Source organism: Desemzia sp. AGC72, from assembly GCF_057334175.1.
The window spans coordinates 56,511-83,087 of record NZ_JBHFIG010000004.1 but is presented as its reverse complement, the minus strand read 5'-3'; the positions used below and the strand labels follow the sequence as shown (position 1 = coordinate 83,087).

At 37.2% G+C, this 26,577-nt stretch carries 25 protein-coding genes; 6 read left to right on the top strand and 19 right to left on the bottom strand.

Going from position 1 to position 26,577, the window contains the following annotated elements:
* Positions 1 to 2: 2 nt before the first annotated feature.
* From atpF to ACE025_RS02945, 12 genes are all read right to left on the bottom strand, one after another.
* Positions 3 to 524 carry a F0F1 ATP synthase subunit B gene (atpF, locus tag ACE025_RS03000; RefSeq protein ID WP_485937332.1) on the bottom strand — a complete coding sequence of 174 codons (522 nt, stop codon included), beginning with the start codon at positions 522 to 524 and terminating at the stop codon, positions 3 to 5.
* Between the two features lie 73 nt (positions 525 to 597).
* A complete protein-coding gene (gene atpE, locus ACE025_RS02995) occupies positions 598 to 810 on the bottom strand; it encodes a F0F1 ATP synthase subunit C (RefSeq protein ID WP_092479404.1) in 213 nt (70 codons plus the stop codon).
* A gap of 51 nt (positions 811 to 861) precedes the next feature.
* The gene (atpB, locus tag ACE025_RS02990; protein WP_485937330.1) at positions 862 to 1,611 is read right to left on the bottom strand and encodes a F0F1 ATP synthase subunit A; all 750 of its coding nucleotides are present in this window, start codon (positions 1,609 to 1,611) and stop codon (positions 862 to 864) included.
* Positions 1,612 to 1,898: 287 nt separating this feature from the next.
* On the bottom strand, positions 1,899 to 2,528 hold the full coding sequence (upp, locus tag ACE025_RS02985; protein WP_485937328.1) for a uracil phosphoribosyltransferase: 630 nt from the start codon (positions 2,526 to 2,528) through the stop codon (positions 1,899 to 1,901).
* A gap of 229 nt (positions 2,529 to 2,757) precedes the next feature.
* A complete protein-coding gene (gene glyA / locus ACE025_RS02980) occupies positions 2,758 to 3,996 on the bottom strand; it encodes a serine hydroxymethyltransferase (protein ID WP_485937326.1) in 1,239 nt (412 codons plus the stop codon).
* A gap of 124 nt (positions 3,997 to 4,120) precedes the next feature.
* A complete protein-coding gene (locus tag ACE025_RS02975; RefSeq protein WP_485937480.1) occupies positions 4,121 to 5,164 on the bottom strand; it encodes an L-threonylcarbamoyladenylate synthase in 1,044 nt (347 codons plus the stop codon).
* A gap of 68 nt (positions 5,165 to 5,232) precedes the next feature.
* Complete coding sequence (gene prmC, locus ACE025_RS02970; RefSeq protein ID WP_485937324.1) at positions 5,233 to 6,078, bottom strand: peptide chain release factor N(5)-glutamine methyltransferase; 846 nt, start codon at positions 6,076 to 6,078, stop codon at positions 5,233 to 5,235.
* On the bottom strand, positions 6,068 to 7,147 hold the full coding sequence (gene prfA, locus ACE025_RS02965) for a peptide chain release factor 1 (RefSeq protein WP_485937322.1): 1,080 nt from the start codon (positions 7,145 to 7,147) through the stop codon (positions 6,068 to 6,070). The genes prmC and prfA overlap by 11 nt, the downstream gene beginning before the upstream one ends.
* A 15-nt stretch (positions 7,148 to 7,162) precedes the next feature.
* The gene (locus ACE025_RS02960) at positions 7,163 to 7,753 is read right to left on the bottom strand and encodes a thymidine kinase (protein WP_485937320.1); all 591 of its coding nucleotides are present in this window, start codon (positions 7,751 to 7,753) and stop codon (positions 7,163 to 7,165) included.
* Between the two features lie 197 nt (positions 7,754 to 7,950).
* Positions 7,951 to 8,910, bottom strand: coding sequence for a mannose-6-phosphate isomerase, class I (manA, locus tag ACE025_RS02955; RefSeq protein ID WP_485937318.1), 960 nt, complete (start codon positions 8,908 to 8,910; stop codon positions 7,951 to 7,953).
* 93 nt (positions 8,911 to 9,003) lie between these two features.
* Complete coding sequence (locus tag ACE025_RS02950; protein WP_485937316.1) at positions 9,004 to 10,032, bottom strand: serine hydrolase domain-containing protein; 1,029 nt, start codon at positions 10,030 to 10,032, stop codon at positions 9,004 to 9,006.
* Between the two features lie 73 nt (positions 10,033 to 10,105).
* The gene (locus tag ACE025_RS02945) at positions 10,106 to 11,299 is read right to left on the bottom strand and encodes a GNAT family N-acetyltransferase (RefSeq protein ID WP_485937314.1); all 1,194 of its coding nucleotides are present in this window, start codon (positions 11,297 to 11,299) and stop codon (positions 10,106 to 10,108) included.
* Positions 11,300 to 11,568: 269 nt separating this feature from the next.
* On the opposite strand from ACE025_RS02945, the gene ACE025_RS02940 reads away from it, so the two are divergent.
* Entirely contained in the window at positions 11,569 to 12,546 is a 978-nt protein-coding gene (locus ACE025_RS02940; RefSeq protein ID WP_485937312.1) for a tocopherol cyclase family protein, read from the top strand.
* Between the two features lie 92 nt (positions 12,547 to 12,638).
* Here ACE025_RS02940 and ACE025_RS02935 read toward each other — a convergent pair whose 3' ends face one another.
* From ACE025_RS02935 to ACE025_RS02915, 5 genes are all read right to left on the bottom strand, one after another.
* The gene (locus ACE025_RS02935; protein ID WP_485937310.1) at positions 12,639 to 14,495 is read right to left on the bottom strand and encodes an ABC transporter ATP-binding protein; all 1,857 of its coding nucleotides are present in this window, start codon (positions 14,493 to 14,495) and stop codon (positions 12,639 to 12,641) included.
* On the bottom strand, positions 14,495 to 16,216 hold the full coding sequence (locus ACE025_RS02930; RefSeq protein WP_485937308.1) for an ABC transporter ATP-binding protein: 1,722 nt from the start codon (positions 16,214 to 16,216) through the stop codon (positions 14,495 to 14,497). The genes ACE025_RS02935 and ACE025_RS02930 overlap by 1 nt, the downstream gene beginning before the upstream one ends.
* Position 16,217: 1 nt before the next feature.
* Complete coding sequence (locus tag ACE025_RS02925) at positions 16,218 to 16,862, bottom strand: TetR/AcrR family transcriptional regulator (protein WP_485937305.1); 645 nt, start codon at positions 16,860 to 16,862, stop codon at positions 16,218 to 16,220.
* 155 nt (positions 16,863 to 17,017) lie between these two features.
* Complete coding sequence (locus ACE025_RS02920) at positions 17,018 to 18,205, bottom strand: AI-2E family transporter (protein ID WP_485937478.1); 1,188 nt, start codon at positions 18,203 to 18,205, stop codon at positions 17,018 to 17,020.
* Between the two features lie 65 nt (positions 18,206 to 18,270).
* Positions 18,271 to 18,636, bottom strand: coding sequence for a PTS glucitol/sorbitol transporter subunit IIA (locus ACE025_RS02915; protein ID WP_485937304.1), 366 nt, complete (start codon positions 18,634 to 18,636; stop codon positions 18,271 to 18,273).
* Between the two features lie 203 nt (positions 18,637 to 18,839).
* On the opposite strand from ACE025_RS02915, the gene ACE025_RS02910 reads away from it, so the two are divergent.
* The 5 genes from ACE025_RS02910 (at position 18,840) to ACE025_RS02890 (ending at position 25,435) form a co-directional block, all read left to right on the top strand.
* Positions 18,840 to 20,942, top strand: coding sequence for a CDP-glycerol glycerophosphotransferase family protein (locus ACE025_RS02910; RefSeq protein ID WP_485937302.1), 2,103 nt, complete (start codon positions 18,840 to 18,842; stop codon positions 20,940 to 20,942).
* A 180-nt stretch (positions 20,943 to 21,122) separates the two neighbouring features.
* Positions 21,123 to 22,157: a lactonase family protein gene (locus tag ACE025_RS02905; protein WP_485937300.1), complete on the top strand. Its 1,035-nt coding sequence runs from the start codon at positions 21,123 to 21,125 to the stop codon at positions 22,155 to 22,157.
* A gap of 180 nt (positions 22,158 to 22,337) precedes the next feature.
* Entirely contained in the window at positions 22,338 to 23,234 is an 897-nt protein-coding gene (locus tag ACE025_RS02900) for a VOC family protein (RefSeq protein WP_485937298.1), read from the top strand.
* Between the two features lies 1 nt (position 23,235).
* A complete protein-coding gene (locus ACE025_RS02895; protein WP_485937296.1) occupies positions 23,236 to 24,228 on the top strand; it encodes a ring-cleaving dioxygenase in 993 nt (330 codons plus the stop codon).
* A 583-nt stretch (positions 24,229 to 24,811) separates the two neighbouring features.
* Positions 24,812 to 25,435: a flavin reductase family protein gene (locus ACE025_RS02890; protein ID WP_485937294.1), complete on the top strand. Its 624-nt coding sequence runs from the start codon at positions 24,812 to 24,814 to the stop codon at positions 25,433 to 25,435.
* 48 nt (positions 25,436 to 25,483) lie between these two features.
* On the opposite strand, the gene ACE025_RS02885 is transcribed toward ACE025_RS02890, so the two are convergent.
* Positions 25,484 to 25,999, bottom strand: a complete 516-nt coding sequence (locus ACE025_RS02885; RefSeq protein WP_485937292.1) for a PTS sugar transporter subunit IIA — start codon at positions 25,997 to 25,999, stop codon at positions 25,484 to 25,486.
* Between the two features lie 21 nt (positions 26,000 to 26,020).
* A complete protein-coding gene (locus tag ACE025_RS02880; protein ID WP_485937290.1) occupies positions 26,021 to 26,572 on the bottom strand; it encodes a hypothetical protein in 552 nt (183 codons plus the stop codon).
* Positions 26,573 to 26,577 lie beyond the last annotated feature (5 nt).

Genomic DNA, 26,577 nt, shown 5'->3' with positions numbered 1-26,577 from the left:
TTCTATTTAGTTTCATTCGAATCAGCTAACCTTTCAATAAATTCATCGACTAGCTTAGCATGTGTTGCACTGTCTAGTTCTTTTCCAATCAATTTTTCAGCAATTTGAAGAGACAAAATGCTAATTTCATTTTTAGCATCATCTAATGCTCGTTGTCTTTCAAAAGCTATATCCATTTTTGCTTGTTTCTTCATTTGAGCTATCGAGTCTTTAGCATCTTGAATCATTTCTTTTTCCATTCTAGTTGCATTAACTTGCGCTTGCTCAATAATTTTTACCGACTCTTGCTGCAGAGCAGCTAATTTATTTTGTTGTTCAGCTACTAGTTCATTAGCTTTTTTCTGGGCTTGTTTTGCTCCATCCAAATCATTAGCTATTGTTTCAGAACGTTTCTCCATCATTTCAGTAACTGGTTTCCACGCAAATTTCTTTAATAATAAAAGTAATATTAGAAAAGAAACAAGTACTACTAATGTGTTACCGGCACTAGTAGCAGATCCTATAACGAGCTGGTCGAACATCATTTATTGCCTCCTCCCATTTCCTTATATACCAAATTCTTAAAGTTGGTTCTTGTTATTGACCTTTAATATTGATTTATTGGAATACGAGGATGAACGCAATAACTACACCCATAATAGGAATGGCCTCTACTAAACCAACACCGATATACATCAATGTTTGTAATTCACCTTTCATTTCTGGTTGACGTGCAATAGACTCAAGAGCTTTTGAAATAACACGACTTGATCCTAATGCTGCTCCAATAGCTGCTCCTGCAACTGCGATTGCTGCTCCGATTAAATTCATTTAAATTTCCTCCTCATTCTTCAATGCTTTTTTATTTTATTTGAAAACTATTTAACTTGCTTCAACATATTCTTTGTGTTCCACTGTTTCTTCATGACCGATTTTATGAGAAATGTAGACCATACTTAAAGTGGTAAAAACAAACGCTTGGATACTTCCTATAAATAAAGAAAAACCTTGCCATGCAATTTGAAGTGGCACTCCCACGAGCCAAGTTGCCGCACCAAAACTATTCGCCAAACTGGCAATCAAACCAATTAAAATTTCTCCAGCAAATATATTTCCGTATAAACGTAAAGCGAGCGTCAACGTATTTGTAAATTCTTCGAATAATTTTATGGGCAGTAAGAACGGTACAGGACGAATATAACTATTCAAAAAATAGTTTTTGAATCCTTGTTCTTGAACTCCGAAGAAATGCGACAATAAAATAACCATCATCGCCAACGATAAAGTTACGATCGGATCAGCAGTAGGACTCTTCCACCATTGAATCTCATCTATCACTAACACTAACGGCAAACCTACCATGTTAGAGACAAATACGAATAAGAACAACGTAAAACCAAGGAGTTTAAATCGGTCTCCGCGTTTTCCAGGAATTGACGTTGATACAATATTGTTTACAAAATCGATAACCCACTCAATAAAATTCTGTTTACCTGTCGGCTTTAGTTGCAAATTACGCGTACAAATAAAAACAACTAAAAACACAATTATACAAGACACGACTGTTACTAGTACAGTGGTGAGATCAAATGTCAGACCTATAAATTCCCTAGTCAGAGTTTCGCGTTCCAATACTTTCACCTTCTTTCTCAAGTATCCATCTTTATAATCAAAAAAATTCCAGCAGAAAAGAAAAATCTTAAATAATGGTCTCTTCTCCCAGACAATTGTCATCATACCACCAAGTGATTTTAATTTCAAAGAAATTATGTGAATATGTTTTATTTCTATTAAATTACTTGTACAAAAGGATTCTTAAGCAATTACTCACTTGCTTTTCACAAACTTTTAAAGCGTTTTCCTTAACATGATCAAAAAACCAGAAATCATTACAACTGATTTCTGGTTTTACTTTCTGATTAAAGCGTTCCAAATAAACGATCGCCTGCGTCACCTAGACCAGGCAAGATATATCCATTTTCATTCAATCTTTCATCTAAAGACGCTGTATAAATGTCTACATCAGGATGAGCTTCTTGTAAAGCTTTGATACCTTCTGGGGCAGCTACTAAACAAACAAATTTAATAATAGAAGCTCCTCGTTTTTTCAATGAGTCAATTGCAGCGATTGCTGAACCACCCGTTGCTAACATAGGGTCTACAACTAATAATTGACGTTCAGTGATGTCTGACGGCAGTTTAACAAAATATTCTACCGGTTCAAATGTTTCATGATCACGATACATTCCTACATGACCTACTTTTGCTGCGGGGATCAAGTCAAGCATCCCGTCTACCATCCCTAGACCAGCTCGTAAAATAGGAATAATGGCTACTTTTTTACCAGCAATCTCTTTTTGAATACTTTTAACTAGAGGTGTTTCAATTTCAACATCTTGTAACGGCATGTCTCTAGATACTTCATATGCCATTAAGCGGGCGATTTCATTAACCACTTCTCGAAAAACCTTAGTCCCTGTATTTTTGTCTCTGATAATAGTTAACTTATGTTGGATTAAAGGATGATCCATTACTTCAAGTTTTGCCATTTTATTTGCCCCCTTGGTTAATATGTTCAAACATGCCAATTATACATGAACTTCTATCACTTTACAAAGAAATAATTGATTTATTACCAAGTATTTTAAACGTGAAAGTTGCTTTTACAGAACTACTTTACAATAAAACAGCAGCTCACTCAATTAATAAGAATGAACTGCTGTTAGATGACTCTATCTCACTAATATAATCTTACTCAAAAGTTTTTAAGTAATCGTTTTATTTTTCGATATATAATGGTCTTTTCGTCGTTAACTGGCGAACTTCTTGCCGGATAGATTCCAATTTTTCAAGATGGTCTTTTGCCTCCAGTGTTTCGATAATCAATTCTGCCACTTTTCTTGCATCTTCTTCGTTAAAATGACGAGTAGTGATTGCTGGTGTTCCGATTCTAATCCCACTTGTTTTAAACGGACTCAGCTCTTCAAATGGAATCGTATTTTTATTAACAGTAATTCCAACTTCATCTAATAACTTTTCAGCTTGCATCCCATTCAATTCAAAATTTCTGACATCCAGCAACAGTAAATGATTGTCCGTTCCACCGCTAATCAATCGTGCTTTAGACGAAAGAAATACTTTGGCCATAGCTTGAGCATTTTTGATGACTCTTTCCCCATAAACACTAAACTCAGGTTCCATCGCTTCTTTTAAAGCAACTGCTTTTCCAGCGATCACATGTTCCAAAGGACCTCCTTGTATACCGGGGAAAATAGCACTGTTCAATTTCTTAGCAAATGTTTCTTTAGCTAAGATCATTCCCCCACGCGGTCCGCGTAAAGTTTTATGGGTCGTTGTCGTTACAACATCCGCATAGGGTATAGGACTTTGATGATCCCCTGTAGCTACTAAACCTGCAATATGTGCCATATCGACCATGAAATAAGCATTGATTTCATCAGCAATTTCACGAAATGCTTTAAAATCAATAGCCCTCGGATAAGCACTTGCACCGGCAATAATCAATTTTGGCTTATGCTCTACAGCTAAACGACGAACTTCTTGATAATTAATTTGTTCAGTGTCTTTGTCTACTCCATAAGGGATAAATTGGTAAGTTTTTCCACTAAAATTCACTGGAGAACCATGTGTTAGATGTCCACCATGCGTCAAATCCATTCCCAAAACTACATCTCCGTGCTCTAACAATGCATTGTAAGCCGCCATATTTGCGCTTGAACCGGAATGTGGTTGAACGTTGACATATTCAGCGCCAAACAATTTTTTTGCTCGATCAATTGCCAAATTTTCAATTACGTCAACGTATTCACAACCTCCATAGTACCTTTTCCCAGGATACCCTTCAGCGTATTTATTGGTTAATATGCTTCCTTGGGCAGCCAGCACAGCTTCTGAAACAAAATTTTCTGAGGCAATCAATTCAATATTTTGTTCTTGGCGTTGTTTTTCTTGCTCAATTGCTTGAAACACTTCTTTATCCCATACTTTATCCATCATTATCAGCCACATCCCTTTAATTCATTCCTTAATTTCTATGCATGATGAAGACTCATCATTTTTTTCTATTCTTAACTTTCCATTATATAAAAAAAGAAAAGAAAAATACATAGGGAAATGACCCCTACGTATTTTTCTTTTCTTCTTTTTCATTATAGTAATGGTTTCCTGCTGCTTTCATTAAACGATTCATGTAAGCAGTTCCGATGCCTTCCTCAGAATAAGCTTGCGCTAAAATCACACTAGCGTCTGTTGTCTCGAAGTATCTTAATCCCGCGTACAGCCTGCGCGATGCTGATTGAACATCTTCTTTTTCGCCAAGAGAAAAAACAGCAGCAGCTTGATTTCCAAACGCTCCTATGACTTCATCATCAGCTAATAACCCCACTTTTTCACCATTCGACTGATAGTGAGTGATGGCTTTTTGAAAAAGTTCTTTATTTCCATTTACCACTATCACTGGTTCGTTGGGGGAGTAATGTTTGTATTTCATTCCAGGAGCTTTTGGCGTTTCTTCGCTAGAAACTAAATGCTTGTCCACTGATACGTATTCGATGATTGCTTCCAACTCATCTTTAGAAATCCCACCCGGACGAAGAATGGTCGGATTTTGAGGGTCTGTGACATCTAATACTGTAGATTCTAAACCGACTCCTGTTTCTCCATCATCTAATATACCAGCAATCTTACCTTTTAAATCATGGTATACATGCACGGCTGTTGTGGGACTAGGTTTACCAGATGTATTGGCGCTTGGTCCTACTAAAGGAACTCCAGCTTCTTTGATTAATTCAAGCGTTGCTTGATTTTTGGGCATGCGTATAGCCACGCTGTTTAAGCCAGCAGTGACAGTGTCTGCAAAAACTCCTTCTTTCGCTGCAAAAATCAACGTTAACGGTCCAGGCCAAAAATGCTCCATCAACGTCTCGGCTACTTCAGGAACACTTTTCACGTAAGCATAAACTTCTTCTTTCGACGCTACATGAACGATCAGAGGATTGTCACTAGGACGTCCCTTTGCTTGATAGACATTCTTCACAGCTTGATCGTTCATCGCATCGGCTCCCAATCCATAAACAGTCTCGGTAGGGAAAGATACCAGTTCACCTTTTTTGATCAATGCAGCAGCTTCTTTGATTTCTGATTGTTGAAAAACTTTTGTTTCCACACATTTGCCTTCTTTCTTTTCTTCCATACCTAACTCAGATCATCCTTAGTTTATCGAGTTGAAATGCTTCAAGTCTGGACATAGATCAATCGATCTAAACCGCTCATATCTTTTTTGATTTGGACTAAAGCGTTTGGAAAAGCCTTTTGGAATAATCGCTCGACTGCTTCACCTTGCTGGTAGCCGATTTCTAAATATATCCTGCCTTTTGGCATCAGTAATCCAGGTAACTCTTTTGCCAAACGTTGGTAAATAAATAAACCGTCATTTTCGGCAAATAAAGCCATAGGAGGTTCATAATCCAAGACACTTTGATCCATCACATTTTTTTCATGTTCTGCGATATATGGCGGATTGGATAAAACCACATCAAATTTTTCTTCTTTTACAGGGGCTGTCAGATCGCCTTCAAGAAAACTGACCGTTGCTTCGTTTTCTAAGGCATTCTCTTTTGCAACAGCTAAAGCTTTAGGTGAAAGATCTGTTGCAGTTACATCATAAGCCGGTCGTTGTTTTTTCACTACGATCGCAATAGCTCCCGTTCCTGTTCCGATATCCAATACTTTTAAATGATTTTCTTGTTTTGTATCCTGTAGAAATCTATCTACAATTTCTTCTGTTTCAGGTCGAGGAATCAGCGTGTCGTGAGTCACTTTGAACTTCAAATCATAAAACCACTCGTATCCCAATATATGCTGAATGGGTCTGCCTCCGCCGTGTTCCGCTACATCTGCGATCAATTGACGTTTGATTTGGGACGGCATTTCTTCATTCAAATGCATCACAAACTCTGTCCGGTTCCATTGTTGCCGCTCCATCAATAATCGTTCAGCTGCAATACCTTCTTTTCCACTGGCTTCTAAAAAAGAAGAAGCCCACTTAAGGACTTCTCTATAGGTTGAATTAGTGTTCATTATTCTGTAATTGCTCCATTTTTGAAGTTTGGTCGTAAAGCACTAATGCATCAACCACTTCATCTAGTTTTCCAGATAATACTTGATCTAGCTTTTGAATGGTTAATCCAATTCTATGATCAGTGATCCGGTTTTGAGGGAAGTTATACGTTCTGATACGTTCTGAACGGTCTCCAGTTCCAACAGCTAATTTACGTTCTGCATCGTATTCGCCTTGAGCTTCACTTTTTAATTGATCATACACACGAGCACGCAAAACTTTCATTGCTTTTTCTCTGTTTTTTATTTGAGAACGTTCATCTTGCATCGCAACTGCAATACCTGTCGGAATGTGTGTCAATCGTACAGCAGAAGCTGTTTTGTTGACATGTTGTCCACCTGCACCACTTGCATGGTAAATATCTGTACGGATATCATTATCTGCAATATCCAATTCTACTTCTTCCGCTTCAGGCATAACGACAACAGTTGCCGTAGAAGTATGGATACGTCCTTGGGACTCTGTTTGCGGAACACGTTGAACACGGTGCGCTCCATTTTCAAATTTTAATTTTGAATAAACGTTTTGTCCTGTGATCATAAGCGTGATTTCTTTATATCCGCCAATACCTGTGATGTTGGCATTTAATACTTCTGTCTTCCACCCTTGAGATTCAGCGTAACGTTGATACATATTAAACAAATCTCCAGCAAATAACTGAGCTTCATCTCCACCAGCTGCTCCGCGAATTTCCATAATGATGTTTTTGTCATCATTTTCGTCTTTAGGCAACATCAAGATTTTGATTTTTTCTTCATACTCTTCTCGCTCAGCTTTCAAACTAGACAATTCTTCTTTAGCCATGTCAGCCATGTCAGCATCCAATTTTTCTCTCAGCATCTCTTCAGTTTCTTCTATACCTTGTTGAATCTCTTTGTATTTCAAATAAGTCGTAACGGTCTCACGAAGATTCCCCTCTTCTTTAGAGAGTTTCATAAAACGTTTTGTGTCGGAAATAACTTCCGGGTCACTTAACATTTCATTTACTTCTTCATAGCGTCCGACCACACTTTCTAACTGATCAAACATGTAAATTCCTCTTTTCTAATTTCTCGAATTATCTTTAGTAATCAATGGATGATGGTAATGTTTTCGGCATACCGGATAGTATGCTTCATTTCCACCGATCTGGATCTGCTCTCCAGTATAGACTGGTTTACCATCTACGACACGCATATTCATAGTAGCTTTTTTGTGACAATACCAACAAATAGTTTTCATTTCTTCAATTTTGTCTGCATAAAGCAATAAGTATTTAGAGCCTTCAAACAATTCATTTTGGAAGTCGTTTTTCAACCCGAATGCCATAACAGGGATGTTCAATTCATCCACTATTTTAGTTAATTGAATGATGTGATCTTTCGTTAAGAATTGTGCTTCATCCAGCAACACACAAGCAGGTTCGTAATCCAGCTCATTGACAACTTCTAAAATATTCGTTTCTTCAAAAATGGCTATACCGTTCCGGCGTAATCCAATTCGGCTGGATACTACACCAATAGCGTCTCGATCATCGATACCACTTGTCATAATAATAACAGGTTTATTTTGTTCTTCATAATTATGTGCGACTTTTAAAATTTCAATCGTTTTACCACTGTTCATCGCGCCGTACTTAAAAAATAATTGAGCCATTCGATATATCCTCATTTCTCTCCTAAGAATCCTTTAAAATTATACTGTAAATCAACTTAAAGTACAAGATACTATTCCAAGACCTTCCTACGTAAAAAAATGACAACTCTGCTTGTTGTTGATAAATTCGTTCAGTCATTCGATTTCAATCAAAAAAAACAGAGGAAAAGTCCTCTGCTTTCTTATTTATTCGTCTATTACAGATTTTTTCCTGGAGTTGAAGCAATCAATTGCAAAGTTCCTTCAATAGACCAAGCTTTTAAATCATTCGGCAAGATAAAATGCATGCCTTTTTTCAACTCATAAGATTTTGTATCGTCTATGACTAATTCGCCTTCTCCATCGAGTACGCTCACTAGTGTATAAGGTGCAGTTTGGGCAAAGGTTGCCACACCGTTGATTTTCCATTCATATACATTGAAAAACTCATTTTCAACAAATGTTGTCAATTGAATATTATTAGAAGTTTCTGTTTTTACTGATGAGTCAGGATTTCGGCTGGGAACAGTGGTTACATCAATCGATTGTTGCAAATGTAATTCTCTTCCTAGTCCGCTGTCATCTTTACGGTCATAATCATATACACGGTAAGTCGTATCACTGGATTGTTGTGTTTCCAGTATCATGATTCCTCCGCCAATAGCATGAATGGTTCCGCTTGGCACAAAGAAAAAGTCGCCTTTTTTTACCGGAATGCGCTGCAGCAATTTATCCCATTGACCATTTTGAATCATTTCAGCCAGTTCTTCTTTTGTTTTAGCATGATGACCATAAACGATTTCAGAACCTTTTTCAGCATCGATTACATACCAGCATTCCGTTTTACCAAGCTCTCCTTCATGCTTCAATCCGTAGGTATCATCAGGATGAACTTGAACAGATAGGTCTTGTGTAGCATCTAAAATTTTAATCAACAATGGAAACACGTCGCCTTTTGCATGACCAAAAACATCACGGTGCTGATCCCAAACTTCATTTAAAGTCAGTCCTTTATGTGGTCCATTGATCACTTTGCTTGGTCCATTTTTGTGTGCACTAATGGCCCAGCATTCTCCCACTTTATCACTGGGGATATCATAGCCAAACTCTTCTTTTAATTTAGTTCCGCCCCAAATTTTTTCTTGCATAACGGGTTCTAAGATTAATGGTTCTATCACTGCATTTCCTCCTACTTCTGCTCTATAATAATACTGCTTTGTCTTAACTCCTTTAGTTTATCATATTTGTAAACGTTTCAAAATAAAATCCCATTATAATCTCTTAAATTCTTTTTTTCTTTTTTCTTTCAAGTAGGTATGAACCAAAATGTCTCTTTTCTTTAAGTAGGTAGGTGTATGACTTTTAGGATGAACTCTATTGGATAAAAAGACAAAAGCTTTTTGTTGAAGGACATCGATCAGCATGAATGTTCCTGTAAAACCCGTATGAAACAAGATTGGATGATTCCTATTCCCTTTTAGATTCCACCCTAATGAGCGCCATAGTTCTCCAGTAGGTGTCCAATCTGCCAACAGCCCTTCGACAGTTTTTTCTTCCAGTACCCTAACCCCATTGTTCGTTCCCTTATTTAACATCATTTGAGCGAAAGTCAAGCAGTCTTTTAGAGAAGAAAAAAGTCCAGCGCTTCCACAGTGTTCCTTTAGTACAAAAGCTTTCGGATCGTGCACTTCTCCACGAATCAGTCCTCTTTTGGGATGAAGTTCGGTAGGCGCACATTGACTGACATCTTTTGGTTCAAATGTTGAATCCTCCAATTTCAGAGGTTGAAGGACTCTTCTTTTAAAGACTTGTTCTAAAGACATTTGTTCAATTTCTTCAATCATAAACCCCAATAAAATCATTCCCGTATCCGTATAAACGACTTCTTTGCCGACACTTTTCCCAATCGGCAACTTCAGCATTGCTCTCCTTAATTCTCCAGCAGATAAAGCATCTCGATTCGGAATATATCCATTGATAGCTGAAGTATGAGTCAGCAAATGACGAATCGTTACGATAGAAGAAGAAAATCCAGACAGATATTGTTGGATTGGGTCATCAACAGCAATCTTTTTTTCTTCGATCAACTGCAAAACGACAGTGCTGGTCATCATAACTTTTGTTAAAGACGCTACGTCGTATAATAAACCACTTTTGATTTTTTCTTCTTCAGGAAAAATTGCTGCTGAACCGTCGAAATGGCATTCTACTTTACTCCCGCTTACGAAAGCATAACTCGCTCCCGGAATAATAGATTCTTGAATCAACGCTTGAATAAATTTTCTAGTTTCTGGGTACACTTGTTCACCTTCTCTTTTACCAAATCGCTACTTCTTTTCGTTACTTGTTGAATCATTTTCTAGATTCTATTTTTTAAAAATAGTCATACAACTGAGGATCTCCTTGTGGTATCCTTTCATCTAGTTCCGCCGCACATGCAGTTGAGCTGATCAATCTTTCATGGAACCTCAACTCTTCTATAGTTCGATAACCCAAAAACAGCTGTGTCCATGTTTGAATAGAAGCGGATAAAAAAGCGGCCTCTTTTATTTCTGTCTCGTCAGCTAATTTGCTTACTTTGCGACCTGTATTTCTCAATTCTACCTTCCATATTCCGTTATTCCAATCAGCCAAGTGATCTTTGACTTGTAAATACAAAGTCGTTTGCGCTTTCTCTTTGAAAGGATAGCGCATTAAAAAGGATTCGATGTTAACGATCCTAGCCATCATGAAGGGATTCACTTCTTTTCTTATAGTCTGTCTAGGAAACAGATCCATAATGTATTCATTCTCTGCAGTCTTATATCGAACAATTTTAAAGGTACTTTGATGAGAAGCCGTAAATTGCCATAAAGCGGTGTAAGCATCTGCCGTTAGATAAATCATTTCATCTATAATGAACTCAGCAGAATTTTTTTCTCCAAAATGATAAGAAATATACCCTTTCGCTTCATTGTTGCTGTCCTTATAAATAGCCAGTTTTTGTTTGCTTAGATTCATGAATTTTTGCTGCCACATCCACTCAGGTCTCTTTAAAGGTCCAACTGCTTTAGCATACTTTTCAAGATAAATACTCGTTATAATGTCTTTTTCTTGTTCCCATTTTACTCGGATAACCTGACCGGGATATTTTTTTGTTTTGGGCATATAACTTGTGTCAATGGTGTATGAAGCTGTATTAAAAGCTACTTCATAGCCGAATTTACGGTAAAAAGGATATGAAAAAGGATCTAAATAAGAAATTACCATTCCATCTCTGTTCATATGGTCCAAAGAAGCCGTAAATAATTTTTTAATATTGCCCATTCCCCTAGTTTCCGGGTAACTAGATACATATGAGATTCCACCCATAGGCATCATTTCTCCATGAATCAAAACGGTTAAAGGCAACACCAGCATTTGACTCTTCAGTTCGTTTTGCTGATAGATCCCAAAGGTATCCGAATGATTAAAAACCGTACGAAAATTTTCTTTCCTTTCATCTGTTTCAGGTACGTTAAAAGCATAAATAGCCAAAGCATAAGCATCTTCAAAATGTTCTTGTGGAACCTTTCTTACTTTACTCATTTAAACTTCGCCTCTTTCTTACTTCCATATTCTTTTTTTTCATGGTAGCACATTTTCTTTCTTCTGAGTTAATTAGAAGGCCTTATTTTATTGTGTTTTTTTAAAAAAATTATGAAAAAAAACGTCTTTTATTCCTTATTTAGCTGATTTCATTTATTTATCTTATCCATTTTGTGAGCTTACAAATCGACTTCTCATCTACCAAAAGACTATACTAATACTATATAAATCTGAAGATATAGAAAACAATGATTCTGGAGGTGAGTATCGTGCCAAAAAAATTTCATCCTATTTTATTTCAAGGAGATATTGAAAATAAAATTTATTTTGAAGGTTGGTATTATAAACAAGTCACTAGAGATGAAAGTGAGATGATCAGTTTTATTCCGGGCATTAGTTTAAATGAAACGGACAGACATTGCTTTGTTCAATACATTTCAGTGACAAAAGATTATAACCACCTCCCCGTAGTTAAAACAGATTATTTTCGCTATCCTATTGATCAATTTATTTCTCGAGATGAACCTTTTCAAATACAGATTGGTCAAAACGTTTTTTCTGAAAATAAAGTATTGATACATTTAAGTAAAGAAGGTTCTAAAATTAAAGGCTCATTTTCTTTACACAATATGCACCCTATCCAGAAGTCTTGGCTAAACCCTACCATTATGGGACCTCTCAGTTATTTCCCTAATATGGAGTGTAACCATGCGGTAATTAGTATGAGACATTCTATTAACGGTTACGTAAAAATCAATAACCGAGTGATTGACTTTACAGGCGGAAAAGGGTACTTGGAAAAAGACTGGGGAACTTCTTTTCCAAAACAATATGTCTGGCTTCAAAGTAACAACTTTAAAGATCCTACGACGAGCTTATTCTTTTCTATAGCAGATGTTCCTTTTATGAAAACAGTCCTTAACGGATTTATTTGTAACTTGGTGATGCAAGGCAAAGAATATCGTTTTGCAACTTATAATAGAAGCAAGTTGACGATCCAACAGTTATCTTCTACCGAAATCAAAATCGTACTGGAAAACAAAAAATCCCGTCTCACACTCGTCACTCACCCTAATAAATTTGGTGAATTAACTGCTCCACAAGACGGTGTAATGGGTAAACAAATCAAAGAAGGTTTTTCAGAACGCTTGCACATTACTTTAGAGGATTTTCAAGCGCCATTTGTCTATGAGGATGACGGGAAAATGGCTGGAATAGAAATTGTTGGGTATCAAATGAAAACTTGATTCCACAAATTTTTTTCTATCGGAGAGTGCTACCAGTTCATAAAATAAGACCGATCAGCCTAAGGTGATGGCTGATCAGTCTTATTTTTTTATTAAGCTATTTCTGATTGGGCAAATTGAGCATTATAAAGATTAGCGTAAAAGCCATTCTTTGCCATCAATTCATCATGATTTCCTGTTTCAATAACATCCCCTTGATCCATCACAATGATTTTATCCGCATCGCGAATGGTCGATAATCGGTGGGCGACGACGAAGCTGGTTCTGCCTTTCAGCAACTTAGCCATCGCTTTTTGTATCAACACTTCAGTACGTGTGTCAACACTGGAAGTAGCTTCATCCAGGATGAGAATCTCTGGATCTGCATAAAATGCTCGTGCGATCGTCAGCAATTGACGCTGCCCTTGAGAGATATTACTAGCTTCCTCATTAAGAATAGTATCGTATCCATGGGGCAGTTTACGAACAAAGTCATCGACATGAGCAGCTGCTGCTGCTTCAAAAACTTTTTCTTTTGACTCATTTGCTTCCTCATTGCCGTATTGAATATTTTCCAAAATCGTACCATTAAATAACCATGTATCTTGTAATACCATAGCAAAATGAGAACGCAATTCTTTTCTCGTAATATCTCGAATATCTACGCCGTTCAGCTTGATGCTTCCGCCTTTCACATCATAGAAACGCTGCAATAAGTTGATCAACGTCGATTTCCCTGCACCAGTAGGTCCAACAACAGCAATCATTTCGCCTTCTTTAACATCTAGGTTGAAATCTTTCATCAACAATGGTTCATCAGATCCGCCATAACCAAATTGCACATGTTCAAATTGGATCTTATATGGCGAGTTTTGCAACGGTTGGATGTTTGATTGCTCTAAACTCATTTCCGGTTCATCAAGTACTTCAAAAACACGTTCCGCTGATGCTACTGTAGCTTGAATCGTATTTGATAAGTTGGCAATATCTCTCATTGGTTGAGAAAATTGGTTTACATATTGTAAAAATGCCTGAACGTTCCCTAATGTCATAGCCCCATTTGCTACATTGATTCCACCCAATACTGCTACTGCCAAATACCCGACGTTACGCGCAAATGAGATCAACGGCATCATAAGTCCCGTCAAAAATTGCGCTCTCCAAGATGCTTCATAATATGATTCATTTTGCTTTTCAAATTTTTCAATTTCCATTTCTTCATGATTGTAGATTTTTACAACTGCATGACCTGAATAGATTTCTTCTACTTGATCGTTCAAGATCCCTAATTCTTTTTGTTGTTTCGCAAACATTTTTTGAGCTCTTGGAGCAATAACTCCTACAAAAATCCCGCTCAAAACAACAATGACCATTGATACTACAGTCAGTTGCAAACTAATGGTCAACATCACCGACAATACAGCTACAAATTGAACGACGCTTTGAACGAATTGAGTCAATGACTGCTGCAATGTATTAGCGATTTGGTCCATATCATTCACAGCACGAGACATAATATCTCCATTAGAATGAGTATCGTAATAACTGATCGGCATACGACTCATTTTCGCTTTTAAGTCTTTCCTCAGATCATAGACTGTTCGTTGTCCAATACGAGCCATAGTAAACTGTTGAAAATAACTGAATAGACCAGCTGATATATAAAGGATAAATACCATTACTAAAATTTCTCCAATCAACTCAAAGTTGATTGGCAGCACGTCTACTGTCTGTCCAGCTTTCCTCAAAGCCATTCCTTCTTGATACCCTCTAAAAATTTCTGTCGTTGCTCTACCTAGCATCTTAGGGGTCAATGTGGTAAAAATAGTTGCGGCAATCGTTAATACGAGCACTAGTAAGACTCCCCAGATACGATTTGCCATGTATGTCATCAATCGTCTTAGAGTGCCCCAGAAGTTTTTCGCTTTTCTTGGGCTTAGACCGCCTTTATTCTGCGAACTGTTTTTCATCAGATCTCGTCTCCTTTCATTTGAGATTCCATGATTTCACGGTACGTTTCACTTGTCTCTTTCAGCTCTTCATGAGTTCCTTTACCAACCATTTTCCCTTCATCTAATACAATGATCAGGTCAGCATCCACTACACTGCTGATACGTTGGGCAATGATGATAACGATGGATTCAGTCGTCTCTTTTTTCAATGCAGCCCTTAGTACTGCATCTGTTTTAAAATCTAATGCAGAAAACGAATCATCGAACAACAAAATATCCGCTTGCGACACAAGGGCGCGCGCAATACTCAATCGTTGGCGTTGCCCGCCGGAAAAATTTCCACCGCCTTGTTCAACATGCGCATCCAGACCATTAGGCATTTTTTCAACAAAATCTTTAGCTTGAGCTATTTCGAGAGCATGCCATATTTGTTCATCTGTGGCATCTGCTTTTCCATATCGCATGTTTTCACGGATCGTTCCTGTAAATAAAACAGCTTTTTGAGGAGCATATCCCATAAGTGTTCTTAGATCGTGCTGCGTATAATCTCTAATATCCGTTCCATTGATTTTTATACTTCCGGAATCTACGTCATAAAACCGAGGGATCAAATTTGCCAAAGTAGATTTCCCAGACCCGGTTCCTCCAATGATAGCGACGGTTTCGCCTTTTTCGACTTTGAAATCAATGTCTTCCAGAGCTAGTTTCTCAGCGCCTGTATACCGAAAATCGACATGATCAAATTCAAAAGAAACATCTTTTTCAGCTGTGAGTTGTTTTTTTACTTTCGGATCTAAAATTCTGCTTCTTAAATCCAACACTTCATTGATACGAGCAGCTGAAACTTGTCCACGCGGGATAAACATAAATATAAAAGCTACTTGCATAACACTGATCAAAATTTGCATAGCATATGTTAAGAAAGTTACTAAGTTTCCAACTTCCATTTCTCCGGTACTGATCAAGCTTCCTCCCAACCAAATTATCAAGATATTCGTGATACTGATAACTACAGTCATGGCAGGCATCAGGAACGCCATGTAAGTAAAAGCCTGAATCGCTGTGTTTGCAAAGTCTTTATTCGCCGTATCAAAGCGTTTTTCCTCATGTTTGTCTTTTCTAAAAGCTCTCACTACACGGACACCAGTCAAGCCCTCACGAAAAATCAAATTCAATCGATCTGTTTTTCGCTGCATCGATTTGAAATAAGGCACGGCAAATCGCATGATAATGGCGATCATAATAGCTAGTAACGGAATAGAGATCAAAAAGGCTCGTGCCAATTGAGGTTCTCTGGTAAATGCCAAAATTCCAGCTCCAACCATCATAATTGGTGCCATGATCATCATACGCAACATCATCAAAACAACTAATTGAACTTGGACAACGTCATTCGTTGTTCTCGTAATCAAAGAAGCCGTCCCAACCTCATCAAGTTCATCATTTGAAAAATGAGTTACTTTGCGGAAAATTTTGTTTCTCAAGCGTTTTCCTAATCCTTGAGACTCTCTTGCAGCAATAAAGACATTCGCAATCGCTCCTGCTATTGCTATAAGTGCAACGATCATCATCTTCAATCCGATGTCTAAAATATAATCGACGTCTCCATTTGCTATACCATTATCAATGATATCCGCTGTTAATGTTGGCAATACTAAATCTCCAGTAACTTGTATGATCATGAATACTACGGCTAAAAATATAGCCCATTTATTCATTCTTTTTGTTAATTTCCACACGCTATTTTTCCCCCGCTTCTGCTTTGACTTCTTTTCTGGCCCCGTGTTCCAGCCAGTTTAATTTTTGACAAAAATAAAAATGAATCTCTTTTCGAGAACGTTCTTTTGCATATCCTTCTACGATTTCCTGCATCATCATAGAGACAATGAAACTCACTAAATACAACAACTCTTCATCCGTACCGGCTTTCACTCGATCGCGGTCTACGTGAGAAAAAACAGCTTTTCGTGTTGCATTTCCTTCTTCGTTCTCTCTCAATTGCTCTGGAGTCACTTCTTTGCTGGTCCGGTAATCCAAATGTAAAAATAATTGCTTAAAAAAATCCGCATTCGGTGTTTCCATAACTGATGACAACAATTTAGGAAAATATTTTCTCACGCCTGTGAAAAGATCTCCGTCCGCTTTTTTTATTTCATCGATAAACAAGCGTTCTGAATCTGTTTTAACCAGCTTCATGATATAAAAAAATAAGTCTTCCTTATTTTCAAAGTACTGATAAAAACTTCCTCTAGATACGCAGGCTTTTTTTATGATTATGTTAATAGATGCTTGGTTCAACGATTTTTCTGAAAATTCTTCCATTGCAGCATAGATTAGTCGATTTCTTTTTTCTTCGCTTAAATTAAAAAAAGTTTGTGTAGGCAAACGAAACATCTCCTTTCAACATAAAATGTTCGTACAGTCTGATACAGCATCCAACAATTATATATGACAGCCTGTCATGTTGCAACAAAAAGGCACACAACCCCTTTAGAGTTGCGTGCCCTTACTCTGTATAATTTTCCGCTTATAAAATCGATTCAGTCAGAAGATTCTGTTTCTTGCATTTGCAGTTTCTCTCTCCGTATGATGTCTTCGGGTCGGTAACTTTCTTCATTTTCATACAATCCGGAATAGCTCTGATACCATCGGAAAATATGGACAACAATAATTTTAAAAATCGCATAACCCGGTATCCCAAATAAAATCCCCACAACTCCGAAAAGCTTTCCTCCGGTCAATAGAACGAAAATAATGGTGATCGGATGCATCTTCAAGTTAGAACCAAGAATCTGAGGCGAAATCACTCGTCCTTCAATAATCTGTTCGATTGAAAACACAATGATCACTTTGATCAGCATGCTTGGCGAGTCGACTAATGCCACTACTAATGCAGGAATAGTAGCCAATATCGATCCAAGATAAGGAATGATATTTAAAAATCCAGCTAAAATACCTAAAGTAGCTGCAAACTCCAACCCAATGATACCGAATCCGCTCCAAAATAAAATGCTGACGAATAAAGCAACCAATAATTGTCCACGAACATATTGACTGATTTGAGCATTCATTTCAGTCATCACTCGATAAGTCTTAGCACGTATTTTAGTCGGTACAAAAGACAGAAAAAACAATGGCAGTCTTTTACCGTCTCTTAGTAAGTAAAACAAGATGAACGGCATCGTAATCAATGCGATAACGATACTTGTGATTGTTCCTACAACACTTCCAATTCCTGAAAAAGTAGAATCCAATACAACATTTGCCTGGTCAGAAACAGTATTCATGAGATTTTGATTGAACTCTTGAAATTGTTGTTGAATCTGAGAGAAAATATCGCTTCGAGTCAACCCTTCTATTTGGGTGGTGATATCACTCCAATATGTTGGCCAATTCATAACCAAGCTGACTATTTGAGTTTGAATCAAAGGAATAAGCGTAGTGACACCCCAGACCAGCAATCCCGCAATAATCAAAAATATGATAGTGATACCATAAATACGAGGGATCTTTTTCGATTCCATCCAGTCAATAACCGGATTTAGCAAATAATACAGAATAACTGAGAAAATGACCGGCAAACCAATGATTTCTAAAAAATCTTTTACAGGATTTAAAATATAAGAAACTTTGCTAAAAACAAAAATATTGATCAAGATCAACAAAAGAACTAGCAAAATGGCCACTAGCTTATTACTCAAAAACCACCTTTTAAACCAATTGACCATGGCTTTATTATTTTCTGCACTCGGCTCATTTTTCAATATCCTTTTCCCCTCCTTAGATCAGCTTCTTAATCTTTATACGCTATTTCTAATCCTACACTCAATTCAGGCAATTCAAAAGGAGCCAAATAAACACCATTTTCAATACGGTCTTCTTTCGCTTCAGGAGGTTGGGCGAAATTCAATGTCACATGCCCAATCGAATTTAAATTCGTATTTGCCAAACTTCCAACATCTAGAATTTCATATTCTTGCTCTCCAAACGCAATGTTACCGCCTGGTTTTAAATCAATCAGATTGTCTTCTGACACTTTTGATTGAATAACAGATACCTTGCGTAATTCCTCTGTTGCTTGTTCTCCAAATAAAATAATCAATGGATCTCTCTTACTAATCGCATTATCGCCAATGGCAGTTATTTTCGTAATCAACATGTATTTTACCCCTTCACTTTCCTTCTACTTTTATAATCTGATTTTAGCACATTCCTGGCTGCTTTACTAAATCTTCTTATCTTTCTACCAATAGTTCTAACTAAAAGAAGAAATTTAGCTGATTCTTTCTAAATCTGTTTGTAACTGTTTCTTCAGACTGGTATGATAAAGTGAAGAATAGTCGAGTAATTGGAGGTAAAACAATGGTTCAAGACAATACAGAATACGCTGTACTACAAAATTCATCGCTTTCTCAAAAAATCAAACATCCATTTTTTTCTGCTCAAAAAGGAAAAAATGCTTATGAGGTTACGGTATCCTTCACTGATGAATTAACTTATGAATTTGTTCAATTTAGTATCTCTTACAATACTGCTGAGAAAAAAACGGTTTACAAAGGTACTGAACTCAAACCACATACATATCATTTTCGTCTTCCTTTAGAAGACCTTTTCAATAAAAACACTGATTATACTGCCAAAGAAACCTTCAGTTTTTATTTTACTTTGCGTATTAAAGAAAACGACGAGTGGATAGAAAAAGAATACCCTCTATCCTTGTCTTTATTTGACCAGTTTGACGCCTTTGGTTTGAGTCAGACGATTTACCAAAAGCAAATTTTCATCCCGTACTTTACCGAAAAAGAAGAAATTTTCAGCCTTGCTCTAAACGTCCCTGTTCCTAACAGTCAATATTTTTCAGATCATACATTAAACGTATTCAAATTGTCGAATACCGAATTTTCTTTAACAGGTAAGTTGTCTCTAAAAGCATTTACCTTAAATCAAATCGGAATTACACTTGTTGCGAATCGTTCTGGAAAAGAATACTTTTTTTCAACTAATCATACATTGAACTTTCAAGAAAACGAGTCTCATTTAAACCATTACGATTATACTTTCACATTGGACATTCAGCGATTTGCTCGTAATATGCTTATCGAGAATATAGCTGACGAAGATTATGACGTTTATTTCGAATTATATTTGAACGGCTTATACAATCCTATCAGTATTCCTGTCACTGTGAATGGTTTGAGCCTTCCAAGAAATAGTTTCAAAGATATCGTTCTTTCATATGGCAAATCTTCTTTTATTTTAGGTTTAAAACTAAGAGGAGTACAGCAAGCCATTTCTTTTGCGTTTACAAAATATCAAAAGGACATTTATGCTTATTACAAAGAAGCTGCTCCTTTGTCTGTTTTGCGTTCGCCTCTTAACCAACGGAAAAACATTTGGGTGATCGGTGAAAATCCGATGGAAGCCAGTAATAATGGTTGGGCTTTTTTCCGCTACCTTAGAGAACAGCATCCAGAACAGCTCGTTTATTATGTTTTGGATACCAACTCTCCAGATTATGCCAAAGCCTATGCTTATGATCCAGAACACTTATTGAAATTTAAGTCTAAACAGTACATTGATACCCTATTAGCTGCTAAAGTGTTGTTTTTCACGGAAACACCTTACGAACTCTACCCTTCTAGAAGTCCTCTGCAAATCGATTTTATTCGTGCCAAGAAAATCTTTTTGCAAAACAATGTTTTAGGACTAGAAAATGTCAGCGATACGTTAGGTTATAAGACAAAAATCTTTCAAACTGATTTAGTTTTAGCCAGTTCAAAAACTGAAGAACGTTATTTGCAGCAAACTCTAGGCTATCCTGAAAAAATGATTCGTCTGACTGGTTTGCCTCGATTTGATGAGCTATTAAAAGAACCTGAGTCTTTGGAAGTGGCTTCAAACTTAGTCATATATCCTTATGACACCAGCAAAGGATGGTATTATCAAAAAGATGCTGTTCATGAACTGGCTGAAGCCTTTCTTTCTTTAGTGAAGCAACCTGAGTTTACAGCTGTAGTAACCGAACATTATTTAACAACGATTGTTGCTTTGCCACGTTCTATGCAAGATTATGCGGAAAAATTCGAAGAACTGGGATGTACGGTAGTAGCTCAAAAACAAATTGATCCATTACCGTTATTAAGAACATGCAAAGTGTTCATCACGGACCACAATCCTCTTGCTTTTGATGCAAGCTTCTTGCAAGTACCGGTCTTGTTTTATCAACCCGACTTGCGTTTCCAAAGAAATACAGCTTCTGTATCTTTACGCAATACTTATTTAAATGAACTGCCTGGTGAGATCGCAACTTCACAGAACAGTCTGCTTTATTTGATGCAGCAAATCGCTGATCAGCAATTTAATCAATCTCGAAAAAACCGTCAAAAAGCTGATGCTCTAATGCATTACCCTGATACAAAATCTTGTGAACGAGTATTTGAAGCTGTGTCCGAATTTCTGCAATAAGTTTTCTCAGTCTCATCAATAAAAACCGCTGAATACACAATTATTCGGCGGTTTTTCTCTGTTCCTTAACTGTAGTTGAGGGGTGAGCTTATCTCCACATTAGCTTTTTGATTCCGTTTTCTTCGTTTTATGCTATACTGAATTTGTGTGCAAATAGTAAGTTTATGAGGAGGATCAACAATGAAAGAAACGATTTATTTAGGTACTTATACTAAGGGAGATAGCAAAGGAATTTACAAAATCACTTTAGATACTGAAAACAAAACCTTGGAAGACTTAACGCTGGTTGCTGAAGCAGGTCATCCCACTTATTTAACTTTATCTGATGACCGTTCATATTTATACGGTATCTTGAGAGAAGATAGCGGAAACGGGGTCGGGGCGTTTAAAACTGCAGATGAAGGAACTTTTGAAAGAGTAGCAACTGCCACAGACGACACTGCATCACCTTGTTATGTTTCATATGATGCAGAACGTTCATTGGTTTACGCTGCACATTACGGCAACGGTACTTTATCTGTTTACAACACGTCCAAAGACGGCTCTATATCTCTTGCAGACAGAGTTCAGCACGAAGGTTCTGGCATTCACGAAAACCAAGATGGTCCTCATGCTCATTTTATCGATCTAACACCAGATAAAAAATATGCTGTTGCGTGTGATTTAGGAACAGATGAGGTCTACACTTATTCAATCAGCGACCAAGGCACCTTAACAGAAGTCAGCCGCTATCGCACAAAACCAGGCACAGGTCCGCGTCATCTGGTCTTCTCTAAAGAAGGTACTAAAGCTTATGTTCTTGGAGAATTGAGCAGTGAAGTTGTTGTACTGAATTATGACAGTTCAAACGGCTCTTTTGAACATATTCAAACTATTTCCAGCATTCCTGAAGATCGAGAAGAATTCAAATGGGGCGCAGCTATCCGTATGTCTAAAGATGGCAAATTTTTATATGTTTCTAATCGCGGACATGATTCTTTAGCTGTTTTCAAAGTCTCTCCTACCGATGGAACACTTGAAGTAGTAGAATACGTTTCTACAGAAGGCAAAACTCCACGCGATTTTGACTTAGATCCAACCAATCAGTTTGTAGTTGTTGGGCATCAAGATTCAGATAACTTGACGTTATTTGAAAGAGACAGCGAGACTGGAAAATTAACGTTACTTGAAAAAAATGTTTATGCCCCTGAAGTTGTTGGCGTGACATTTGCATAATAATTAGTAAAAGCTGGTCCTTTGAGGATCAGCTTTTTGTATTTTTTTAAACGCATTATTTTACTTCGAATTAATTTATCTCTATTTAAACTTATTTATTGTAAGTTAAATATTGTTATGTTATACTCGGTTCAGAGTTCAGTTCATTAAACAAATCTTTTTTTTGAAAGGAGACTTGATTTGATCACTGGTATTCATCATATATCTGCTTTTACTAAATCTGCTCAGATAAATCATCATTACTATACTGATGTATTAGGATTGCGATTTGTGAAAAACACGGTCAACCAACAAAAGACTTCCATAAGGCACTTATTTTACGGAGACTATAAAGCCACTCCTGGCACACAGCTGACTTTCTTCGAACTCAAAAAAGCTGGACAGACTTATTTAAGAGACAATTACTTCTCTACTGTCACAATGAGTGTTCCAAAAGGCAGTTTGACGTTCTGGAAAAAGCGGTTAGAGAATAGTGATTTTCAGGTCACAGCTGTTTTTGACGAAGGTAAACTTTTATTTACGGATCCAGATGCTCTTTTGCTTGCTTTAAAAGAAGCAGATGATACCCTACCTTTAGAATGCCGCACTAATCACTCTTCGGTACCGCAAGATAAACAAATTTTACGTTTAAGTGAAATTGAATTGTTTGTCAAAAATCCAGAGGCAACATTAACTTTTTTCACAACTTTCTTGGGGTTGCAAAAATTGGGAAACCAAGTAACGGATTCACTGGGTCGATTTGTGACAACAGTCAAGCAATCCGACAGCGCACATAAAACGCGTTTAGGTCGTGGAGGTATTGATCATATCGCTTATACAGTAGATTCAACAGAAAGTTTAGAGGCTTTACATCAAAAGGCTTTAGAGATGGATGTGCCTATAGAAATGTATGTCGACAGAGATTATTTCAAGAGTTTATATGTACTAGAACCTAATGGCCTGCGTATTGAAATAGCCACAAGAGAGCCAGGTTTCACGATAGATGAATCACTCGAAGAGTTAGGAAAAGCCTTAGCTTTACCATCTTTTTTAGAAAATAAACGAGCTGAAATAGAAGCTCAATTGGAGGAATTTTAATATGAAATCATTTGATGGAATACATCACGTTACAGCTATTACAAGCAGTGCAGAAAAAAATTATGAGTTCTTTACGAATGTCTTGGGAATGAGATTGGTGAAAAAAACAGTGAATCAAGATGATATTCAGACGTATCACTTATTTTTCGCTGATGAAAAAGGAAGCCCTGGAACAGATATGACTTTTTTTGATTTCCCTGGAATCCCAAAGGACTCTAAAGGAACAGACAGTATTTCTCGTACATCATTGCGTGTTCCCAGTGATGAAGCTTTAGACTACTGGATAAAACGATTTGACCACTACGAAATCAAGCATGAAATAATCAAAGAAATGTTTGGAGTAAACGTGCTATGGTTTGAAGATTTTGACGGTCAACAATATCAATTGATCTCTGATGAGAATGATCATGGTGTGCCTTCAGGAACTCCTTGGAGAAAAGGACCTGTTCCTAATGAATACGGGATTACTGGTCTAGGACCTATCTTCTTCAGAGTCTCTAATTTCGACTATATGAAAGAGGTTCTGGAAAAAGTGATGTTCTTTAAAGAAATCGCCAAAGAAGGCCAGTATCACTTATTTGAAGTAGGTGAACTCGGCGGTAATGGAGCACAAATCATTGTAGAGCCCAGCACTATTTTACCACGTGCCGTCCAAGGATACGGCAGTGTCCATCATGTAGCCTTCCGTGTCAAAGACCGGGATATGTTAGACGAATGGACTAAGCGTATGCAAAGCTTTAATTTGCCAAACTCCGGCTATGTTGACCGCTTCTATTTTGAGTCGACTTATACAAATATTTACCCAGGTATCTTATTTGAACTAGCTACTGACGAACCTGGTTTTGTAGACGATGAAGAATCTTTGGAAATCCTAGGCGAAACACTAGCCTTACCTCCAAAATTCAGAAACAACAGAGAAGAAATCGAAAAACTTGTCCGCCCAATCAACACAGTAAGAAGCACAAAAACCTACGAAAAAGAATACTTTAACTAAAAAGCATGTGGAGTGCCTCGTTTAGCTCTGACAGAAAAATCTATTTTCATTTTAGAGGATGCTCTTTATCCTCAAAAATGAAAATGATTTTATCCGAAGAGCTGAGGCACGCAACTGAACTAAAGCTTGTGGAGGTCGCTGCTCTGACTCGAAAGGAAAATCGATTCTATTTTTAGAGGATGTTCTTTGTCCTCAAAAAATAGAATGATTTTACCAAGAATCAAGCGACCGCAACTGAACTAAAGCATGTGGAGCGACCCGGGAGAAATTGAGCACTAACGAAGTCTAAACGCAAACAACCCAGCGTAGCGGTTGTGCGGATTGGACAGCGTTAGGCGGAGATTTCTGGGGAGCGCAACTTAACTAAAAGCATGTGGAGTGCCTCGTTTAGCTCTGACAGAAAAATCTATTTTCATTTTAGAGGATGCTCTTTATCCTCAAAAATGAAAATGATTTTATCCGAAGAGTTGAGGCACGCAACTGAACTAAAAGCATGTGTAGTGTCTCGCTTAGCTCTGACAGAAAAACTTATTTCCTTTTCACGAGCTTAGCGTATATACTGATTTTATAAGGAAGTGATTGAATGATTCATTATAGTGCGAATGATTTAACCAAGCAACAACAATACAAAATGATCAGCGGGAGTATTGTTCCCCGGCCTATTGCTTGGGTAACTACTCTGTCAAAAGATGGTTCTGTAGTCAACGCAGCCCCTTTCAGTTTTTTTAGTGCAGCTTCCAACGAATTGCCGTTGATCACAGTAGCCATTTTGAGAAAGTCTGGTCAAATCAAAGACAGCGCAAGAAACATCTTACATCGAAAAGAAGCCGTGATTCATATCGTTGATATGGCAGTTGTAGAAGACATGAACCAAACTTCTGCTCCTTTACCTCCTGGAGAAAGTGAAATCGGCCGAACGAATTTGACTTTAACAGACAGTAAAACCATCAGTGTTCCTGCTATTCAGGAAGCTAAAATTCGCTTTGAAGGAAAGTTGCATCAATATGTGCCTGTCACAGATGATGACGGTACAATCGTATCAGACTTGTTCATTCTTCGTATTACCGACTTCTTCTTTGATGATGCTGTATTTGATACTGCTAAGGAATACATTTTAACGGAACAACTAAATCCTGTAGCTCGCTTAGCGGGAGCTAACTATGCTACTTTAAACGAAGAATTTCAATTAGAAAGACCAACTGAATAAAAAGAGGCGAAGACAAAAGTCTTCACCTCTTTTTTTTTAATTTACTTTTTATTTTGCCGTTACAGAACCAATATCGCCAGCAGCTGTAACAGTTGAGCCAGAATCGATCATATCAAACGATCCTACTTTATCCATGTTAGTGAAGACAACTACCATAGCGTTATCTTTTTCTGCTGCAGCTAAAGCATCTAGATCTACAGTAGAGATTTTAGTATCTTTAGTCACTTCTTGACCTTCTGTTACTGTTGTTGTAAATGGTTTTCCTTCTAGTTCCACAGTATCTAACCCCATATGAACTAAAACTTCTACTCCATTATCCATAGCGATTCCTACAGCATGTTTAGTAGGAAAAACACTCATTACTTTTCCTGCTACTGGAGAATAAATATCTCCGTCAGTTGGAATTACAGCAAATCCGTCTCCCATCATTTTTTGCGAAAATACTGGGTCAGCTACTTCGTCGATAGCTACTAATTTACCATTAACTGGTGAGTAAACTTTCCCCTCTTTTGTTTCTTGTGATGAATTCTTATCTTTACCTTTTAAGAAATCGAATAATCCCATTAAAATCCCTACCTTCTTATTTTATGCTGCATTGCTAATGCGCCAATTAACAATTGCTATACCTAATGATAACACAATTAATGCAATCTGGAGAATAATTATGCCTTTTTTATTTTTTGCTTTTATCGGTTTCTCTATCAACTGCTCTTTTTCTGTCAGCAAGGGATTCTCAACCAATTCATTAAACGCTAAAAAAGAGAAAATCGCTCCTACAAAATTTCCTAGAACCAATTGCTGTGCAATGGAGAATTTTAGTACGAGGTCTGAGATTCCGCCTTTTTTTCGTTCTGAAAACTCTGTCCCATATAATATATATGCTCCTATCAGATTCATAGACAGCACCAGAATATTAATAGTAGCTGCTAGATTTTCACTAAGTATCGCTTGGAAACTTTTCTCTGCTCCGGCATTTAAGAGAAAAAACATTAAAAAGTAAAATATAGGTACTACAATCCAATAACCCATTAATATATTGTAAAACCGTTTTTTCCTTTTTTCAGGAACAATTTCTTTTGTCTCGAACATTCTAAACACACCCAATCTTTCATCGATCGTCCATTGAAGTGCTTTCAACAACC

Excerpts from the sequence above, each read along its gene's own strand:
- atpF (WP_485937332.1), bottom strand. The coding sequence starts at position 524 with ATGATGTTCGACCAGCTCGTTATAGGATCTGCTACTAGTGCCGGTAAC.
- atpE (WP_092479404.1), bottom strand. The coding sequence starts at position 810 with ATGAATTTAATCGGAGCAGCAATCGCAGTTGCAGGAGCAGCTATTGGA.
- upp (WP_485937328.1), bottom strand. The coding sequence starts at position 2,528 with ATGGCAAAACTTGAAGTAATGGATCATCCTTTAATCCAACATAAGTTA.
- glyA (WP_485937326.1), bottom strand. The coding sequence starts at position 3,996 with ATGATGGATAAAGTATGGGATAAAGAAGTGTTTCAAGCAATTGAGCAA.
- prmC (WP_485937324.1), bottom strand. The coding sequence starts at position 6,078 with ATGAACACTAATTCAACCTATAGAGAAGTCCTTAAGTGGGCTTCTTCT.
- prfA (WP_485937322.1), bottom strand. The coding sequence starts at position 7,147 with ATGTTTGATCAGTTAGAAAGTGTGGTCGGACGCTATGAAGAAGTAAAT.
- ACE025_RS02960 (WP_485937320.1), bottom strand. The coding sequence starts at position 7,753 with ATGGCTCAATTATTTTTTAAGTACGGCGCGATGAACAGTGGTAAAACG.
- ACE025_RS02945 (WP_485937314.1), bottom strand. The coding sequence starts at position 11,299 with ATGAGTAAAGTAAGAAAGGTTCCACAAGAACATTTTGAAGATGCTTAT.
- ACE025_RS02935 (WP_485937310.1), bottom strand. The coding sequence starts at position 14,495 with ATGAAAAACAGTTCGCAGAATAAAGGCGGTCTAAGCCCAAGAAAAGCG.
- ACE025_RS02920 (WP_485937478.1), bottom strand. The coding sequence starts at position 18,205 with ATGGTCAATTGGTTTAAAAGGTGGTTTTTGAGTAATAAGCTAGTGGCC.
- ACE025_RS02915 (WP_485937304.1), bottom strand. The coding sequence starts at position 18,636 with ATGTTGATTACGAAAATAACTGCCATTGGCGATAATGCGATTAGTAAG.
- ACE025_RS02910 (WP_485937302.1), top strand. The coding sequence starts at position 18,840 with ATGGTTCAAGACAATACAGAATACGCTGTACTACAAAATTCATCGCTT.
- ACE025_RS02905 (WP_485937300.1), top strand. The coding sequence starts at position 21,123 with ATGAAAGAAACGATTTATTTAGGTACTTATACTAAGGGAGATAGCAAA.
- ACE025_RS02895 (WP_485937296.1), top strand. The coding sequence starts at position 23,236 with ATGAAATCATTTGATGGAATACATCACGTTACAGCTATTACAAGCAGT.
- ACE025_RS02890 (WP_485937294.1), top strand. The coding sequence starts at position 24,812 with ATGATTCATTATAGTGCGAATGATTTAACCAAGCAACAACAATACAAA.
- ACE025_RS02885 (WP_485937292.1), bottom strand. The coding sequence starts at position 25,999 with ATGGGATTATTCGATTTCTTAAAAGGTAAAGATAAGAATTCATCACAA.